The sequence below is a fragment of the Saccharothrix sp. 6-C genome, from assembly GCF_016695385.1.
Lineage (GTDB): Bacteria > Actinomycetota > Actinomycetes > Mycobacteriales > Pseudonocardiaceae > Actinosynnema > Actinosynnema texasense.
In genome coordinates this window covers 1,687,749-1,702,707 of record NZ_CP064192.1, presented here as the reverse complement: position 1 = coordinate 1,702,707, position 14,959 = coordinate 1,687,749, and the positions used below count along the sequence as shown (strand labels likewise).

The following is a 14,959-nucleotide window of genomic DNA, read 5'->3' as shown; positions in this document are numbered from 1 at the left end:
GAAGGGTGACGGCGAGGCTCCCGCCCGGCGGCGCGCCGAGCCCGCCGCGGCGAAAAGTCGCGTGACCGTCGGTGGTGATCGGTAGGCTCCGAGGTGCGGACCACAGCGGAGGAGGCCGAGTGACGGCGAGCGACGGGCGGTTGGTCGGCGACCTGGCCAGGGCCATCGACGAGTCGGACTTCGCCTGGTCGCTGGTGCTCGTCGGCGAGGACCAGCGCGACAAGCTGGCCGCCCTGACCAGCGACCTGCTCAACAAGCCGTCGACCAGCGGCGACGGCAAGCAGATCACCTCCGGCTACGCCTACTGGGGCATCGGGCCGACGATCGCCTGGGCGCACGCCTGCGCGGACCCGTTCTACCTGGTGATGAAGCAGAGCCTGGACTCGTTCACCCGCCGCTGGGGCCGGGTGCGCGGCCGGGTCGGCGAGGGGTTCCACCACGTCAGCTTCGGCGTCGGCACCGGCCACAAGGACCGGCTGGTCCTGGAGCACCTGCTGGAGCGCAACCCGGGCCTGCTCTACGTGCCGGTCGACATGAGTTCGGAGATGCTGCGGCTCGGCACGCAGGAGGCCACGCACCGCGTCGGCCTGCGCGGGCACCGGGTGGTGCCGGTGCAGCTCGACTTCTCCATCCCCGACAACCTGGCCGAGCTGCGCGAGCTGGTCCACCGGCTGGTCGGCGACGAACCGGTGCTGTACTCGCTGCTGGGCAACACGCTGGCGAACTTCGACCAGGACGACGAGCTGCTCGCGAACCTCACCGCGCTGGCCCGGCCGCAGGACCTGTTCCTGCTGGAGGTCGCCACCACCGAGGCAGTCGACGACGACCTGGCGCAGGACGCGGTCGAGGAGTACGCCCGCAGCCGCGCCTACCGCGAGTTCGTGACCAGCGCGCTGCTGCACAACACCGACCTGACGATCAACGTGGACGCGGTGCAGTTCCGCGGCGCGGTCGAGGGCGACCGGGCGTTGAAGGTGAAGGTCGTCTACCGGAACCAGACCGGCGGCGACATCATGATGATGCTGCCCGACCGCAACCGGGTGCCGTTCCCCGACCGGGACACCATCCGGCTCTACCTGACCCGCAAGTACGCGCGCAAGGCGTTGGACGGCATCGTGCGCGAGGCCGGGATGCGCAAGGTCACCGGCACGCACTCCGACTTCGGGGTGCCGCGCTCGTCGCAGGGCTTCGGCATGGACCTGCTGCTGCTCGCGCCCGGTGAGCCGGTGCCCGCGCCGAGGGCGGACGACGACGTGGCCGACGTCATCTGGGGGAACTGACCGCCGATGACCCGGATCGCGATCACGGCGCTCACGTTCGGCGCGCTCGCGGTGGCGATGGCGCTGGGCGTCACCTGGTTCGTCGTGTCGCCGCCCGGTGAGCGGTGGGAGCCCGCGGTGAACTCGTTCGCGCTGCTCGCGGGCATCACCGGCATCTTCGCCGAGCGGTGGGCGGCGCAGCGCGAGCAGCGCAACCAGGCGATCGGGTCGATCCGGCTGGAGATGGCGCGCAACCGGGAGACGCTGGACGGCGAGGCGTTCAGCGCGTCCGCCTCCCGCGGCCGGCGGGTGTACCCGAGGCTGGTGCAGTCGGCGGTGGACTCGGCGCTGTCCTCGGGGGCGCTCAGCCCGCACCGCGACGCCGACCTGATCGACCTGCTGCACCGGTGGCGCACCGCGGTCGCGTCGGTGAACCGGCGGCTGGAGCTGACCGAGATGCTGGTCTTCACCAGCGCGTCGGAGGAGAAGGCCGAGCAGTTCCACACGGCGCTGCACCGCGCCAACGGCTTCTTCCAGGGCGTGCGGGCGCTCCTCGACGAGGCGCAGGCCGCCCTCGGCGACCCGGCGCGACCCTAGCCGCAGGCCGGCTCCCCGCGGCTCAGCTCGCAGCCAGCAGCTCGGTGTCGCCGATGACGAGGCCGAGCCCGTCGACCCAGCGGGCGACGGCGGCGGGGTCGGGCCGGATCGGGCCGCGCAGCCTGGCCAGCACGAACGGCGGCTCGGCGCTGTCGGCCTCCACCGCGACCGCCCAGCCGCGGGCCTCGTCCCACAGCAGCGCCACGTCCCGGTCGGCGAAACCGGGCAGGTGGCCGTCGAGCGCGAGGTAGGCGTTGAGGCGGGTCCCGTCGGCCTGCACGTACGAGCACTCGCCGCTGAGGCCGAGCGCCCGCGTCACCGCCGAGACGTAACCCAGCAACGCGCGCACCGCGCTGTCGTCATCGAGTTCCCAGTCCATCGCGCACCACCGTCCCCGCCCCGCTGTTCCCCGACCTCGCGCCGGCATCCCGGCGCGGTTCGGGATAGCCCGATCGTGCGGTTTCAAAACACGGACGTCCGGATTGTTTGGCCGGGGCGTCGTCAGGGAGCGGCCGGACCAGGCTTTTCGTGCAGGTAGGAGCCCACCCAGTCGACCGCGTCACGGGTCGGTTCCGCCGGTGGGGCGGCCACGAAGTTCGCCGCGTCGTCGATGCTGCCGGTGCCGTCGTAGCGGGCGGTCAGCGGGTACGGGAACACCGGCCGGGTGCGCACCGCGTCACCGGCCCGGCCCGCGGCGACGACCCGGTCCGGCGCGACCCCCCGCTCCACCCAGGCCAGCAGCTCGCGGACCGGGTCGAACGAGGTCAGCGTGGCGCCGCCGCCGCAGTGGTACAGGCCGGGGACCATGAACACCCTGGCCCAGGACCGGAGGTCGCCGTCGCGCCGGGTCAGCCGTTCGTAGTAGTCGAGCAGGGCGCGCGGCGGGACGCCCTGGTCGCTCCAGCCGTGCCAGAGGATCAGCTTGCCGCCCGCGTCGCGGAACTCGTCCAGGTCGAGGCTCATCGCGTTGCCGCGCACACCCTCGACGTTGAGCAGGGCGAGCTGCTCGGCGGTGAACTCGACGTCGGCCAGCGACGAGGCGGGCGAGCCGACCGGGAAGCCCATGTGCTGGAGGAAGTTGTCCGCGAGCAGGGCGGAGAACGTGGCGGCGCGCGCGTCGGTGGTCGGCGTGATCCAGTCCTCCCACGCCAACTCGGAGCCGCGTTCCTGCCCGGCCGGGTAGAGCCGCCTGCCGTCGGCGTCCTTCGGGCCCGCGTACAGCTCGCGCACCACGGCCAGCTGCCGGGGCGTGAGGCACTTGCCGCCGTCACCGGCGCACCCCAGCGGCGCGGGGTCGTAGTCGCAGCGGCGGGGGTCGTCGATCTGGCCGTCCACCAGGCCGTCGACGCGGTCGCAGTGCCGCATCACGGCGTCGTGCAGCAGGGGCAGCAGGTCCGCGGTGAGCACCGGCAGGCCGTCCGCGCCGGTGTTCGTGCGGGCCAGCCACGCCTGGTAGAGCACGAGCGGGCTCTGGTAGTTGGCGGGCGCGCCGGCGATGACGCCGTCGAAGTCGTGCGGGTAGCGCTGGGCCAGCAGCAGCCCCTCCCGGCCGCCGTTGGAGCAGCCGGCGAAGTAGGAGAACGCGGGCGGGTCGCCGTAGAAGTCCTCGATGACCCGCTTGGCGGCCATCGACACCACGTGCGGCGCGCGGAACGCGAAGTCGTCGCGGGCGGCCTGGTTCGCGGCGGCGGGCCTGCCGTCGGCCGACCGGACCGCGCCGCGGCCGACGTGCCCGTCGTCGGTGGAGGCGACCGCGACGCCGCCGATGTCCGGGCCGCAGTCGGGGAACGAGGGCGGCACGAGCTCGCCGCAGAACCCGCCGCAGCCGTACTGGAGGTAGCGGCCGGTGTAGGTCGTGGTCGGCAGCTTCAGCTGGAACCGGACCTCCGGCTCGACGTAGCCGAGCACGGCGCAGTGGGCGGCCTCGTGACCCCGCGCCACCGGTTCCGCCTGCGTCACGTGCGCGCGCGTGCCGGGGATCTCGAAGTCGCCCACCAGGTCCGCGCACTCGGCCTCCGGCCGGATCGTCGCGCCCTGCTCGGCGGGTGCGGCGGCGAGAGCGGCGACCAGGGCCACCACCATGCCGACCAGCACGCCCCACCGGATCACTCGCGCCTCCATCCCCCGCCCATTCTGCCGATCACCGGCGCACCGACCGGATCCCGGGGGCCGGCCAGGGGCGCGCGTGCGGAGTATCCCCTGTTCGGGGTGTCGACGGACGGGGAACGGGTCAGGGGCGGGGTGTGAGGACCGCGACGGCCGCGATGTCGTCCAAGTACTCGGCGGTGAAGCCGCCGGCCACGTTCTCCGCCTCGGCGATCACGACCGTGACGCCGTCGACCACGGTGGAGTCGTAGTTGAGCGCGGTGAACGGGACGTCTTCGATCCGCAACAAGGACCCCGACAGCGGGACCAGATCACCGGTGCCGTGGACGTCCTCCAGCCGTTTGAACTCGGCTGCCTTGTCCCGGTCGTCGAACTCGATCCAGGCGACGAACACGACCGCCGTCCCGCCCTTGTCGTCGGTGACGGTGAGCAGCATCCGGTCGAGCGCCACGCAGGGCACGGCCTTCAGCAGCTCCTGCACCTGCCCGAACGAGTGGGACGCGCACTCGTCGTCGGCCCGGGTCGCCCGGTCGACGACCCGGAGCCCGGTGTCGCGCCACACCTCGTCGGGGTCGCCGGGCGCGGCGAGCCCGCCCGCCCCCGCGGCGACCACGCCGACCAGCGCGGCGGCGGCGATCAACCCACCGGACCCCACCCTGCCACCTCCACCGCCGACCGGCACCTGTCCCGCACTGGTACCCGGTTCGACCGTAACCCTCACCTGCCGACTTCGGACAGGCCCACCACCACCCCGCCGACCTCCTCAGCCGGGCTGTTCAGCAGGCGGGCCGACCGGCCTGCTCAGGAGCCGAACGCCGCGATCACCGACGCCATGTCCGCCCCGTCGCCCACCTTCCCCGCCGCCACCCGGTAGTGCTCGTTCACCACCCGCATCAGCCGATCGTCCGTGCCCGCCGCCGCCATCGCCGCCACGATCAGCTCGCCGTCCTTGACCGCGCCGTCCACCCCGAACGACGCCGAGAACTCGCCGTCGATCATCGCCCGGCCCTTGACCTGCGCGTAGGTGCTGTCCACCGGACCGCCGGCGATCACTTCCAGGAACGCGTCGGGGTCCAGCCCCAACCCCCGCGTCAACGCCACGGCCTGCGCGGTCGCGGCGGTGATCGACAGCACCCACGAGTTGGCCGCCAACTTGAGCCGCTGCCCGTCGCCGGGCCGCTCACCCGCCCACACCGTCCGCAGCGCGACGGCGTCGAACACCGGCGCGAGGAACTCCCGCACCTCCACCGGCCCGGCCGCCAGCACGGTCAGCTTCCCCTGCTCGGCGGGCGTGCGCGTGCCCAGGACGGGCGCGTCCACGAACGGCACGCCGTACGCCGCGGCCAGCTCCGCCAGGTGGTCGACACCGGCCAAGCCGACCGTGCCGCACTGCACCCACACCGCGCCGCGCTCGACCGACGGCAACGCCTCGGCCATCACCCCGGCGGTCGCGTCGGCGTCGAACAGCATCGTGAGCACGACGTCCGCGCCGACGACCGCGCTCTTCGGGTCGTCGGCGACCACCGCGCCCTCGTCTGCCAGCGGCCGAGCCTTGACCAGGCTCCGGTTCCACACCGCGACGTCCACCTTGGACCGCAGCAGGCTCCGCGCCATCCCGGCGCCCATCAGACCCGTTCCCAACACCGCCACGCGCATGCACCCAACATCGCACCGCGGACGGCGAACCGCATCACGAAGGCTTGTCACGCCAGGGAAGTAGCTCGATCAGGGGGTCGACGTGGCCAGGTACCCCGGCGCCCGACGCGCGTGCGCCGCCTGTTCGAACGCGGCGGCGAACCGCAGCACGGTCGCGTCCGCCCCGTGACCCGCCATGAACGACACCCCGATCGGCAGCGGTCCGGCGAACCCCGCCGGCACGGTCGCGTTCGGGTAGCCGGACACGGCCGCCGGCGTCGACGACCCCAGCTCGAACGCGTCGCCGTCGCCGTACCCGGTCCGCCACGCCGGCCCGTTCGTCGGCGCCATGATCACGTCCAGGCGGTGCGCGGCGAGCACCTCGTCGATCGACCGGCGGGCGAGCGAGGTCGCGGTCCGGCGCTGCTCGACGTACACCGGATCGGTCACCGGCGGGGCCTGCGCCGCCTCGACGAAGATCTCCTGCCCGAACTTCGACAGCTCCACCGGGTCGGCCTCGTTGAACGCGATCAGCCCGGCCACCGTGCGCGGCGCGCCCGGCCGCGTCTTCAGGTACCGCTCCAGGTCGTGCTTGAACTCCGTGACCAGCGCCGGGAACTCGGCGGCCTCGACCTGCCGCTGGTACGGCAGGTCGACCTCGACCACCTCAGCGCCGGACCGCCGCAGCACGTCCACCGCGTCGGCCACGACCCGGTCGGCCTCGGCGTCGCGACCGGCCAGGCGCCACACGCCGACCCGCTTGCCGGCCACCGTCGCCGACCCGAGGTCCGCCGCGTAGTCGACGCCCGCGCCCTCCAACGCGGACAGCAGGATCGCGGCGTCCACCACGTGCCGCGCCATCGGACCGGCCGTGTCCTGCCACGACGAGATGGGCACGATGCCGTCGCCGCTGACCCGGCCGAGGGTGGGCTTGAGGCCGACCACCCCGTTCTGCCCGGCCGGGCACACGATCGAGCCGTCGGTCTCCGTGCCCACCGCGACCTGCGCCAACGACGCCGCCACCGCCGCGCCCGAACCGGACGACGAGCCGCACGGGTTGCGGTCCAGGACGTGCGGGTTGTTCGTCTGCCCGCCGACCGCGGACCACCCGGACGTGGAGGAGGTGGAGCGGAAGTTCGCCCACTCCGACAGGTTCGTCTTGCCCAGGACCACCGCGCCCGCGGCACGCAGGCGGCGCACCAGTTCGGCGTCGTCACGCGGCGGCACGCGCAGCGCGCGGGAACCGGCGGTGGCGCCCATGGCCCTGGTGTCGATGTTGTCCTTGAGCAGCACCGGGATGCCGTCCATCGGGCCCCGGGCCTTGCCGTGGCGCCGTCGCCGGTCGCTCTCGGCGGCCTGGGCGAGCGCTTCGGGGTTCACCGCGACGACCGAGCGCACCTTCCGGTCGACGGTCTCGATGCGCCGCAGGTAGGCGCGGGCGAGGTCGACGGCGGTGAGGGTGCCCGCGTCCATCCGGCGGACCAGCTGCGGGATGGTGGCCGCGTCCAGGTTCTCGACCGGGCGGGTGTGGGCGTTGGCCTGCGGCGCGACGGCGAGCACGCACAGCAGGGCCCCGAGCAGGGATCGCATGGTGGTCACCCCAGCCCCGGGGACCGGTCCCGGTCAACCCGTCGACGGTCGGCGCTTCGGCTCACCTCGACGTTCCCGGCTCGCCTCCCACCTGCTCGACCCGGGCGTGCAGCCGGGCGCGGACCTCGTCGGGCGTGTAGGCGCGGCGCTTGCGCTCCGCGCGGGCGATCACCACCCCGGTCGCCGCGACACCCGCGACACCGGCCAGGCCGAGCAGCTTCCACCAGCGCATCTGCCTAGGCTACCGGGATGGCTGGAACGAAGATCGGTCTGGACGAGGCGGTCGAGCTCACCCGCACCGGTGACGTGTGGTTGTTCCGCGGCAGCTCCGCGGCCGACCGGGCGATCCGGGTGACGACGAACAGCCCGGTCAACCACGTCGGCATGACCGTGGCCGTCGAAGACCTGCCGCCGTTGATGTGGCACGCCGAGATGGGCCGCTCCCTGCCGGACGTGTGGACCGGCACGCACCACCGGGGGGTGCAGCTGCACGACCTGCGTGACGCGGTGCTGGTGTGGGCGCGCAAGTACGGGCAGCGGGCGTGGCTGCGGCAGCTCGACCGGCCGACGACGCGGGAGGAGGACGACGCGGTGCTGAAGACCGTGGCCCGGCTCAACGGCACGCCGTTCCCGTCCACGGCGCGGTTGGCCAGTCGGTGGTTGCGCGGACGGCTGCCGAACCTGCGCAAGTCCTCGGACGCGACGCTGGAGACCGCGTACTGCGCCGAGGTGGTGGCGGTGACCTACGAGGAGATGGGGCTGCTGCCGGGCGGGCGCCGGGCGAACTGGTACGACCCGGGCCGGTTCTGGAGCGGGGACGAGCTGGACCTGGCGGGCGGGGCGCGGCTGGGCGAGGAGATCGCGGTGGAGATCCCGCCGACCACGTGACCGTCCCCGGCGGTGGGTCACTCGACCAAGCGAAGAGTGCAACCGGAAGCAACCTGAACCGCATTACTCGTGTTAGCCGGATAAAACGGCCGGCCCGGCGGCGACCATCGGCGGGCAGGCGCGGTTCACGGGTAGGCAGGCGCGGTTCACGGGAGGGCAGGCACGGTTCACGGGAGGGCAGGCGCGGTCCGCGAGCAGGCAGGCGCGGTTCACGGGAGGGCAGGCGCGGTCCGCGGGCGGGCGTAGGCGGTTCGCGCGGCGTCTTCGGTGAAACGGGAGTGTCGAGGGAGGTTCGGACCTAGCATTCGGTCGGTGAACAAGCGTGCGAGCGCGGCGCTGGTCGCCGTCCTGCTGGCCGGTGCCGGGTGCGCCGCCGAGGCCGAGACGCCACCGGCCCCGCCCCGGACCGGGCTGCTGGGCGCGCTGGCGGACGTGCGGGCCACCGCCGAGTCGTCCGTCCTGGTCGAGTACGGGGACGTGGCGGCCGTGCGGGCGCTGCTCGCCGAGGACGCCGAGCGCTTCCGCGGCCTGCAGGGCTACGGGTACTCCGACCTGGCAGGCCACAGCCGCGTGCTGCCCGACCTGGTCGGGTTCGACCCGGCCCAGGCCACCACGGCGCTGCGGGTGGGGCAGCCGCCGAGGTGGGTCGCGGTGCTGCGGATGGACGTCGACGTGCCGGCGGTGGAGGCCAAGCTCGAGGGGTTGGGCGGGCGGCGTGGTGGCTCGGGCGTGTGGACGACCGGCGAGGACGACGAGCTGGACCCGGACGGGCCGTTGACGCGGGCCGGGATCGTGACCGGGTTCCAGCAGGTGCGGGTGGAGGCGGGCTCGGTGGTCCGCTCCCCCGCCGGTGAGTCGCTGAAGTGGGTCACCGAGCCGCCGGGTGGGAGGTCGTTGGCCGACGACCCCATGATCGGCGAGTTGGCGCGCTGCCTCGGTGACGTGTCCGCCGCGTTGATCAGCAAGCCGAAGAGCGGGTTGCCGGTGGCGGCGGGGGTGCGCACGACCCCGGCGGGTGAGGGGACCGAGGTCGTGTGCGTGCCCGACGAGAACCCCAACGCGCTCAAGGACGTGGTGCGGACGAACCTGGAGGCCGCGCCCTGGGCGGGGGTGCTGCCCGGCGCGACGGTGGAGCAGCCCGCGGACCAGACGGGGCTGGTGCGGGTGCTCGCGCCGGACGCGCCGGGCTCGCGGATCGGTCGGGTGCTCCAGGCGTCGCAGCGCGGTGAGCTGCCGGGGCTGTTCGGCTGAGCGATCAGCCGAGCCGTTGGGCCACCTTGTCCCGGCGGGCCGCGACGGAGGCGCCCGACTCGCGCCGGGCCATCCGGCGCAGGGCGACGGACGCGAGGGCCAGGCCCACCACCGCCCACGCGCCGAGGGCGATCACGGTCTCCAGGTGGCGCCAGGAGCCGCCGATCTCGGCCGCCGCGACCGCGTCCGGCAGCAGGGCGGACCGCAGGCCGAGCCCCAGCCAGTAGAGCGGGAACGCCTGGCCGACCCACTGGACCCACTCGGGCAGGGCGGTGATCGGGTAGAACACGCCCGACACCACCACCAGGGCCATGACCAGCAGGGTGACGAAGCCGAGGCTCTGGGTGTCGCCGAACAGCGCGCCCACGATCGCCCCGATCGGCAGGACCGCGAGCAGGCCGAGGACCAGCACCCACGCCAGGGTGGCCCAGGTCGACGCGCGGCCGGGTTCGAGGCCGTCGAACAGGAACATCGCGGGCACCAGGACGAGCACGAGCACGGCGACCGTCATCGCCGCCTTGGCCAGCACCTTGCCGATGACGTACGCGAGGACGCCGTTCGGCGTGGCCTTCGCCCGCAGCAACGTGCCGTCCTCGCGGTCCATGGTGAGGGTCATCGCGAGCCCCATCAGGCCGGAGAACACGGTGCTCATCGCGAGGATGCCGGGCACGGCCTGGGCGCCCACCGGGAAGTCCACGCCGGGCGTGGAGCCGTCGCCGAACGCGTACATCACGACCAGCGCGACCACCGGCAGCCACAGCCAGCCCATCAGCTCGCCCGCGTTGCCCATGGTCTGGCCGAACTCGATGCGTCCGCGCCGCACGCCGGCGCGCACGGCCACCACCCGGGCGTTCACGCGGTCACCAGCTCGGACTCGCGCACCAGCGCCAGGTACACGTCTTCCAGGCTCGCGCGCCGCACCTCGAGGTCGTCGACCGCGGTGCCGTGCTCGGCGAACAGGTCCCGCACGTAGCCGGTGGAGTCGGCCACGGACAGCACGTGCCGCTCACCGCCCAGCCGGTAGCGCACCTCGGCTTCGCCGGCGATCCGGGCGGCCAGTTCCGCCGCCGTGCCGTCGGCGACGACCCGTCCGGCGACGAGGATCACGATGCGGTCGGCGAGCTTCTCCGCTTCGGCGAGGTCGTGGGTGGTGAGCAGGATGGTGGTGCCGGGCAGGCCGCGCACCAGTTCGTGGAACTCGCGCCGGGCTTCGGGGTCGAAGCCGACCGTCGGTTCGTCCAGGAACAGCAGGTCGGGTTGTCCGATGAGGCCGACGGCGACGTCCAGCCGCCGCCGCTGCCCGCCGGACAGGGTGCCGATCCGCTTCCCGGCGTGGTCGGTGAGGCCGACCGACCCGATCAGCTCGTCGAGGTCGAACGCCCGCGCGCGGTACGGCTCGTAGCACAGGCTCAGGTAGGACAGCAGTTCCCGCACCCGCCACCGACCGTGGTCGCGCCACGACTGCAGGACCACGCCCAGCCTGGCTCGCCACGTCTCGTCGCCGTGGTCGGGGTCGACGCCGAGCACTTCGACGTCGCCGGCGGACCGCTTGCGGAAGCCTTCCAGGACCTCGATGGTGGTGGTCTTGCCCGCGCCGTTGGGCCCGAGCAGCGCCACCACCTCGCCCGGTGCGACGGTCAGGTCGACGCCCTTGAGCACGTCGGTGGAGCCGTACCGCATGCGCAGGCCGCGCACGTGCACAACCGACGGTTTCCGCTGGTTGTCGTTGGTTCTCATGACTTGAACCGTATCGTTGAAGTACCATGTTTAAGGTTTCGGCGAGTTGCTCCAGCAAGGTGGCCGGCAACCTTCAAATTCCCGTTGAACCCGAGTGCGTGTGGGGGTGCTTGCCGGTGGGGCTCCGCCCGGTGGATCTGGCCCGTGCCGCGGGCATCTCGGCCCAGCAGGTGCGCAACTACCTCGACGCCGGGGTGCTGCCGCCGGCCGGACGCTCGCCGGCGGGGTACCGGGTGTTCGACGAGCGGCACCGGCAGGCCGTGACGACGTACCGGGCGTTGGGGCGCGGGTACGGGTGGGAGGCCGCCAAGGCCATCATGCGCTCGGTCCACGCCGGTGCGCCGGACGCGGCGTTGGGCAGGGTGGACGAGGAGCACGCGGCGGCGCACGGGCAGCGGCTGGCGTTGCGGGCGACGGCCGAGGCGCTGGAGGCGGTGGCCGGGCACCCGCCGGACACGGTGCCGCGGAGCGGGTTGCGGGTGGGTGAGCTGGCCGCGCGGCTGGGGGTGCGGCCGTCGGCGTTGCGGGTGTGGGAGGCGGCGGGTCTGCTGCTGCCGGGGCGGGACCGCGACGGGCACCGGCGGTTCGGTCCGACGGACGTCCGGGACGCGCGGCTGGTGGCGACGCTGCGGCAGAGCCGGTATCCGCTGCCGGCGATCAAGCCGATCATGGACGAGTTCCGCAGTTCGGGCGGCGCGGACGCGTTGCGGGCCGCGATCACCGCCCGGGAGGCGGAGCTGGGGCGGCGGGCGCGGGCGATGGTCGAGGCCGCCGCCGCCCTGCACGGCTACTTGGCGGTGGTGAGCCCGGCTTCGTAGGCGAGGATCGCGGCCTGCACCCGGTTGGTCACGTCGAGGCGGTGCAGGATCGCGCTGACGTGCGCCTTCACCGTGCCCTCGGTGACGGTCAGGCGTCGTGCGATGTCCTGGTTGGACAGTCCTTCCCCGACGAGCGCCAGCACTTCGCGTTCGCGTCCGGTCAGGACGGCGACCCGTTTGCGGGCGTGGTCGTGGCGGGTGAGGCGTCCGCCGCGCAGGTCGGCGACCACGCGTCGGGCGATCCTGGGTGACAGGTAGGCCGCGCCTTCCGCGACCGCGTGCACGCCGATGAGGAGTTCCCTCGGGTCGGAGGCCTTGAGGAGGAAGCCGTCGGCTCCTTCGCCCAGCGCCCGCGCGACGTACTCGTCCTCGTCGAACGTCGTCAGCACGACCACCGCGACGTCCGGCATGGCGTGGCGCAGTTCCGCGGCGGCCGACAGGCCGTCCAGGCGGGGCATCCGGATGTCCAGCAGCACCACGTCCGGCTGGTGCGCTCGCGCCAGCTCGACCGCCTCGCGCCCGTCGACGGCCTCGGCGACCACTTCGATGCCGGGGTCGGTGTCGAGGATGGCCCGCACGCCGGCGCGGACCATCGCCTCGTCGTCGGCGAGCAGCACGCGGATCACGCTTCACCTTCCAGCGGCAGTCGGGCGGTCACCGTGAAGCGGCCGTCGGCGACGCCCGACCGCAGCGTGCCCCCGAGCAGCCGGACCCGCTCGGCCAGGCCCGCCAAGCCGCTGCCGTCTCCCGAGGGCGTCCGGTGGGCCGGGTTGGTCACGGTGAGCAGCACTTCGCCGGTGATGTCCAGCTCCACGGTGACGGGCGCTCCGGGTGCGTGCCGGGCGGCGTTGGTCAGCGCTTCCTGCACCACCCGGTGCACGGCGCGGTCCAGCAGGGGCGGCAAGGGGGTGGTGTCGCCGGTCCGGGTCAGGGCCACCGGCAACCCGGCCTCGGCGGCCCGTTCCACCAGTGCCGTCACGGTCTCGTCGGGCGGTTCGACCGTGGGCGCGCCTTCCCGCAGCACGCCGACGGTGCGGCGCAGGCGGTCGGTGGCGGTCACGGCCGACTCGCGCAGCCCGGTCGCGGCCCGGCGGACGGGTTCGGTGTCGGCGGTCAGCTCCAGGGCGCCGGCGCGCAGCGCGATCAACGTCAGCTCGTGGCCGAGGGAGTCGTGCATGTCGGCCGCGATCCTGGCCCGCTCGCGCAGCCGGGCCCGGTCGGCGACCAGTTCCTGCGCCCGTTCCAGCTGCGCGATCCGCTCCCGTCCCGCCTCGATCAGCTCGGCCTGCTGCCGCCGGAACCGGCCGGCGAGCCAGGGCAGCACCACGAACAGGCCCAGGCTCCCCAGCGCGCCGACGCCTTCCCAGACGCGCACCGCGGCGATCAGCAGCCCGGCCGCCGCCACCGCGCCGACGACCAGCTCGCCGCGGCGCACCGGCCGGTGCCGGGCGTGCAGGTAGACCAGCACGGCCAGCACCGGGTAGAGCAACTGCCGCCACACCGGCAGCACGTCCGTGGCCAGCCCGTTGACCAGCCCCGTGACCGCGAGCGCCGCGAGGACCACGCCGTTCCGCATGGTGCGGACCCTACCGAGCGTCATCCCGCGTGGGCCGTCGCGCGGAGGCGGAGCAGCCGGGCGGTCGCCGTCGCCACCCCGGCCAGGGCCGCCACCACCACCGTGATCGTCAACGGCAGGGGGAAGTAGGTCAGCTGCGCCCACGTGACCGTGCGGCCGTCCATCAGGATCGTGATCAGGTCCGGGTAGGCCGCGAGCAGTGCCGCGGGCACGAGCAGCGGCAGGAACCTCGACGCCACCCGCCACGCCGGTGTGCCCGCACGGCGTCGTGCCCAGCGGCCCGACCGCCGCACACCGAGCACGCCCAGGCCGGTGGCCGCCAACGCGATCAAGCCGAGCACCAGCTCGATCGACTGCCGGCCGCCGCCGGGTCGTTCCGGGTCGCGGCCCTGGCTCAACGCGATGAGTCCGTTGAGGACGTCGTAGGTCTCGTCGTACAGCGACGCGCTGTTGGCCAGCACCGCGAACCCCTGCCCGGTGGCGGGCACGATCGCCTGCACGGCCGAGTAGGTGAACAGGTTGCCGGGGTGGATGAGCTGCTCGACGCCGTCCGGTCCGCGGTGGGGGATCCAGCCCATCGCGTAGTAGTCCACAGTGGACGAGGTGTGCATGACGCGCAGGCTCTCGGGCGAGACGAGCGGCGTGCCGTTGCCGGTCTGGCTGATCAGCCACCGGCCCATGTCGGCGGCTGTCGTGACGACCCCGCCCGAGCCGCCGGAGGCCAGGAAGCCGGGCAGCTCGGGCCTGCTCAGCCAGGCGCCGAACACCGAGTTGTAGCCGTCGGCAGGCGGGACGTCCGCACCCACCGTGCTGCGCGACATGCCCAACGGCCCGAACACGCGCTCCTTCAGGTAGTCCTCGAACGGCCGGCCGCTCGCCACCTCGACCAGCCGTGCGGCCAGGTCGTAGTTCACGTTGCAGTACTCGTAGCGGGTGCCCGGGTCGGCGGCCAGGGACCCGGCGGCCAGCTTGGCGGTGTGGTCGGCGAGGGAGGTCGAGGTCTCCAGCTCGGTGACGTCGATCGTCGTGTCGGACAAGCCCGAGGTCTGGTTGAGCAGGTGCCGGACGGTGACGTCGGCGAACCGGGGATCGGCCATCGTGAAGCCGGGCAACTGGTCGGCCACCGGCTCGTCCAGCGCGATCCGGCCGTCCTCCACCAGCGTCATCACCGCCATCGCGGTGAACGACTTGCTGACCGACGCGATCCGCATCGGCGTGTCCTCAGTGACGGGCGCACCTTGTGAGTCCTCGCCGTACCCGGCGGCGTGCACCACGCGGTCGCCTCGGGTCACGACCACCGACAGGCCGGGCACGCCGGTTTCGCCCATGACTTCGGCCAGGTAGTCGTCGATGGACGGCGGCGCGGCACGGGCAGCGGGCGTCAGGAGCGCCGTGGCGGCGACCGCGATCAAGATCGGCATTGCCTTCATGCCGCGAACCTAGGAACCCCACTCCTGCGCGGACATCAGGCCACGGACCGGCGTCACCCCCCGACGAAAGTG

16 protein-coding genes are annotated in these 14,959 nt (G+C 73.5%); 5 read left to right on the top strand and 11 right to left on the bottom strand.

Annotated features, from left to right (window positions below; genetic code table 11):
- Positions 1–119: 119 nt before the first annotated feature.
- Both IOD16_RS07910 and IOD16_RS07905 read left to right on the top strand, forming a co-directional pair.
- The gene (locus IOD16_RS07910) at positions 120–1,280 is read left to right on the top strand and encodes an L-histidine N(alpha)-methyltransferase (RefSeq protein ID WP_201439508.1); all 1,161 of its coding nucleotides are present in this window, start codon (positions 120–122) and stop codon (positions 1,278–1,280) included.
- 6 nt (positions 1,281–1,286) lie between these two features.
- Positions 1,287–1,856, top strand: coding sequence for a hypothetical protein (locus IOD16_RS07905; RefSeq protein ID WP_201439507.1), 570 nt, complete (start codon positions 1,287–1,289; stop codon positions 1,854–1,856).
- A 22-nt stretch (positions 1,857–1,878) separates the two neighbouring features.
- Here IOD16_RS07905 and IOD16_RS07900 read toward each other — a convergent pair whose 3' ends face one another.
- From IOD16_RS07900 to IOD16_RS07875, 6 genes are all read right to left on the bottom strand, one after another.
- Positions 1,879–2,235, bottom strand: coding sequence for a DUF6292 family protein (locus IOD16_RS07900; protein ID WP_123742848.1), 357 nt, complete (start codon positions 2,233–2,235; stop codon positions 1,879–1,881).
- Positions 2,236–2,357: 122 nt separating this feature from the next.
- A complete protein-coding gene (locus IOD16_RS07895; protein ID WP_236594811.1) occupies positions 2,358–3,977 on the bottom strand; it encodes a tannase/feruloyl esterase family alpha/beta hydrolase in 1,620 nt (539 codons plus the stop codon).
- 109 nt (positions 3,978–4,086) lie between these two features.
- Positions 4,087–4,617 carry a hypothetical protein gene (locus IOD16_RS07890; RefSeq protein WP_201439506.1) on the bottom strand — a complete coding sequence of 177 codons (531 nt, stop codon included), beginning with the start codon at positions 4,615–4,617 and terminating at the stop codon, positions 4,087–4,089.
- Between the two features lie 146 nt (positions 4,618–4,763).
- Complete coding sequence (locus IOD16_RS07885) at positions 4,764–5,618, bottom strand: NAD(P)-dependent oxidoreductase (protein ID WP_123742850.1); 855 nt, start codon at positions 5,616–5,618, stop codon at positions 4,764–4,766.
- A gap of 69 nt (positions 5,619–5,687) precedes the next feature.
- Complete coding sequence (locus tag IOD16_RS07880; protein WP_201439505.1) at positions 5,688–7,187, bottom strand: amidase; 1,500 nt, start codon at positions 7,185–7,187, stop codon at positions 5,688–5,690.
- Between the two features lie 61 nt (positions 7,188–7,248).
- The gene (locus tag IOD16_RS07875) at positions 7,249–7,419 is read right to left on the bottom strand and encodes a hypothetical protein (RefSeq protein WP_201439504.1); all 171 of its coding nucleotides are present in this window, start codon (positions 7,417–7,419) and stop codon (positions 7,249–7,251) included.
- A 17-nt stretch (positions 7,420–7,436) separates the two neighbouring features.
- On the opposite strand from IOD16_RS07875, the gene IOD16_RS07870 reads away from it, so the two are divergent.
- Entirely contained in the window at positions 7,437–8,075 is a 639-nt protein-coding gene (locus IOD16_RS07870) for a hypothetical protein (protein WP_123742851.1), read from the top strand.
- Positions 8,076–8,387: 312 nt separating this feature from the next.
- Positions 8,388–9,326 (top strand): hypothetical protein, encoded by a 939-nt coding sequence (locus IOD16_RS07865; protein ID WP_201439503.1) that lies wholly within the window; start codon positions 8,388–8,390, stop codon positions 9,324–9,326.
- 4 nt (positions 9,327–9,330) lie between these two features.
- Here IOD16_RS07865 and IOD16_RS07860 read toward each other — a convergent pair whose 3' ends face one another.
- Positions 9,331–10,182, bottom strand: a complete 852-nt coding sequence (locus IOD16_RS07860; RefSeq protein ID WP_170185028.1) for an ABC transporter permease — start codon at positions 10,180–10,182, stop codon at positions 9,331–9,333.
- Complete coding sequence (locus tag IOD16_RS07855) at positions 10,179–11,063, bottom strand: ABC transporter ATP-binding protein (RefSeq protein ID WP_201439502.1); 885 nt, start codon at positions 11,061–11,063, stop codon at positions 10,179–10,181. Before IOD16_RS07855 ends, IOD16_RS07860 begins: the two co-directional genes overlap by 4 nt.
- Positions 11,064–11,179: 116 nt before the next feature.
- On the opposite strand from IOD16_RS07855, the gene IOD16_RS07850 reads away from it, so the two are divergent.
- Complete coding sequence (locus IOD16_RS07850; RefSeq protein ID WP_236594810.1) at positions 11,180–11,881, top strand: MerR family transcriptional regulator; 702 nt, start codon at positions 11,180–11,182, stop codon at positions 11,879–11,881.
- Here IOD16_RS07850 and IOD16_RS07845 read toward each other — a convergent pair.
- Genes IOD16_RS07845 through IOD16_RS07835 form a run of 3 tightly spaced genes read right to left on the bottom strand, consistent with a single transcriptional unit; the run spans position 11,851 to position 14,887 of the window.
- Positions 11,851–12,507 carry a response regulator gene (locus IOD16_RS07845; protein ID WP_201439500.1) on the bottom strand — a complete coding sequence of 219 codons (657 nt, stop codon included), beginning with the start codon at positions 12,505–12,507 and terminating at the stop codon, positions 11,851–11,853. The genes IOD16_RS07850 and IOD16_RS07845 overlap by 31 nt on opposite strands.
- Positions 12,504–13,457: a sensor histidine kinase gene (locus IOD16_RS07840; RefSeq protein WP_201439499.1), complete on the bottom strand. Its 954-nt coding sequence runs from the start codon at positions 13,455–13,457 to the stop codon at positions 12,504–12,506. Before IOD16_RS07840 ends, IOD16_RS07845 begins: the two co-directional genes overlap by 4 nt.
- Before the next feature lie 20 nt (positions 13,458–13,477).
- Positions 13,478–14,887 carry a serine hydrolase domain-containing protein gene (locus tag IOD16_RS07835; RefSeq protein WP_201439498.1) on the bottom strand — a complete coding sequence of 470 codons (1,410 nt, stop codon included), beginning with the start codon at positions 14,885–14,887 and terminating at the stop codon, positions 13,478–13,480.
- Positions 14,888–14,959: the final 72 nt, after the last annotated feature.

Excerpts from the sequence above, each read along its gene's own strand:
- IOD16_RS07905 (WP_201439507.1), top strand. The coding sequence starts at position 1,287 with ATGACCCGGATCGCGATCACGGCGCTCACGTTCGGCGCGCTCGCGGTG.
- IOD16_RS07900 (WP_123742848.1), bottom strand. The coding sequence starts at position 2,235 with ATGGACTGGGAACTCGATGACGACAGCGCGGTGCGCGCGTTGCTGGGT.
- IOD16_RS07895 (WP_236594811.1), bottom strand. The coding sequence starts at position 3,977 with ATGGAGGCGCGAGTGATCCGGTGGGGCGTGCTGGTCGGCATGGTGGTG.
- IOD16_RS07885 (WP_123742850.1), bottom strand. The coding sequence starts at position 5,618 with ATGCGCGTGGCGGTGTTGGGAACGGGTCTGATGGGCGCCGGGATGGCG.
- IOD16_RS07880 (WP_201439505.1), bottom strand. The coding sequence starts at position 7,187 with ATGCGATCCCTGCTCGGGGCCCTGCTGTGCGTGCTCGCCGTCGCGCCG.
- IOD16_RS07875 (WP_201439504.1), bottom strand. The coding sequence starts at position 7,419 with ATGCGCTGGTGGAAGCTGCTCGGCCTGGCCGGTGTCGCGGGTGTCGCG.
- IOD16_RS07870 (WP_123742851.1), top strand. The coding sequence starts at position 7,437 with ATGGCTGGAACGAAGATCGGTCTGGACGAGGCGGTCGAGCTCACCCGC.
- IOD16_RS07855 (WP_201439502.1), bottom strand. The coding sequence starts at position 11,063 with ATGAGAACCAACGACAACCAGCGGAAACCGTCGGTTGTGCACGTGCGC.
- IOD16_RS07840 (WP_201439499.1), bottom strand. The coding sequence starts at position 13,457 with ATGCGGAACGGCGTGGTCCTCGCGGCGCTCGCGGTCACGGGGCTGGTC.
- IOD16_RS07835 (WP_201439498.1), bottom strand. The coding sequence starts at position 14,887 with ATGAAGGCAATGCCGATCTTGATCGCGGTCGCCGCCACGGCGCTCCTG.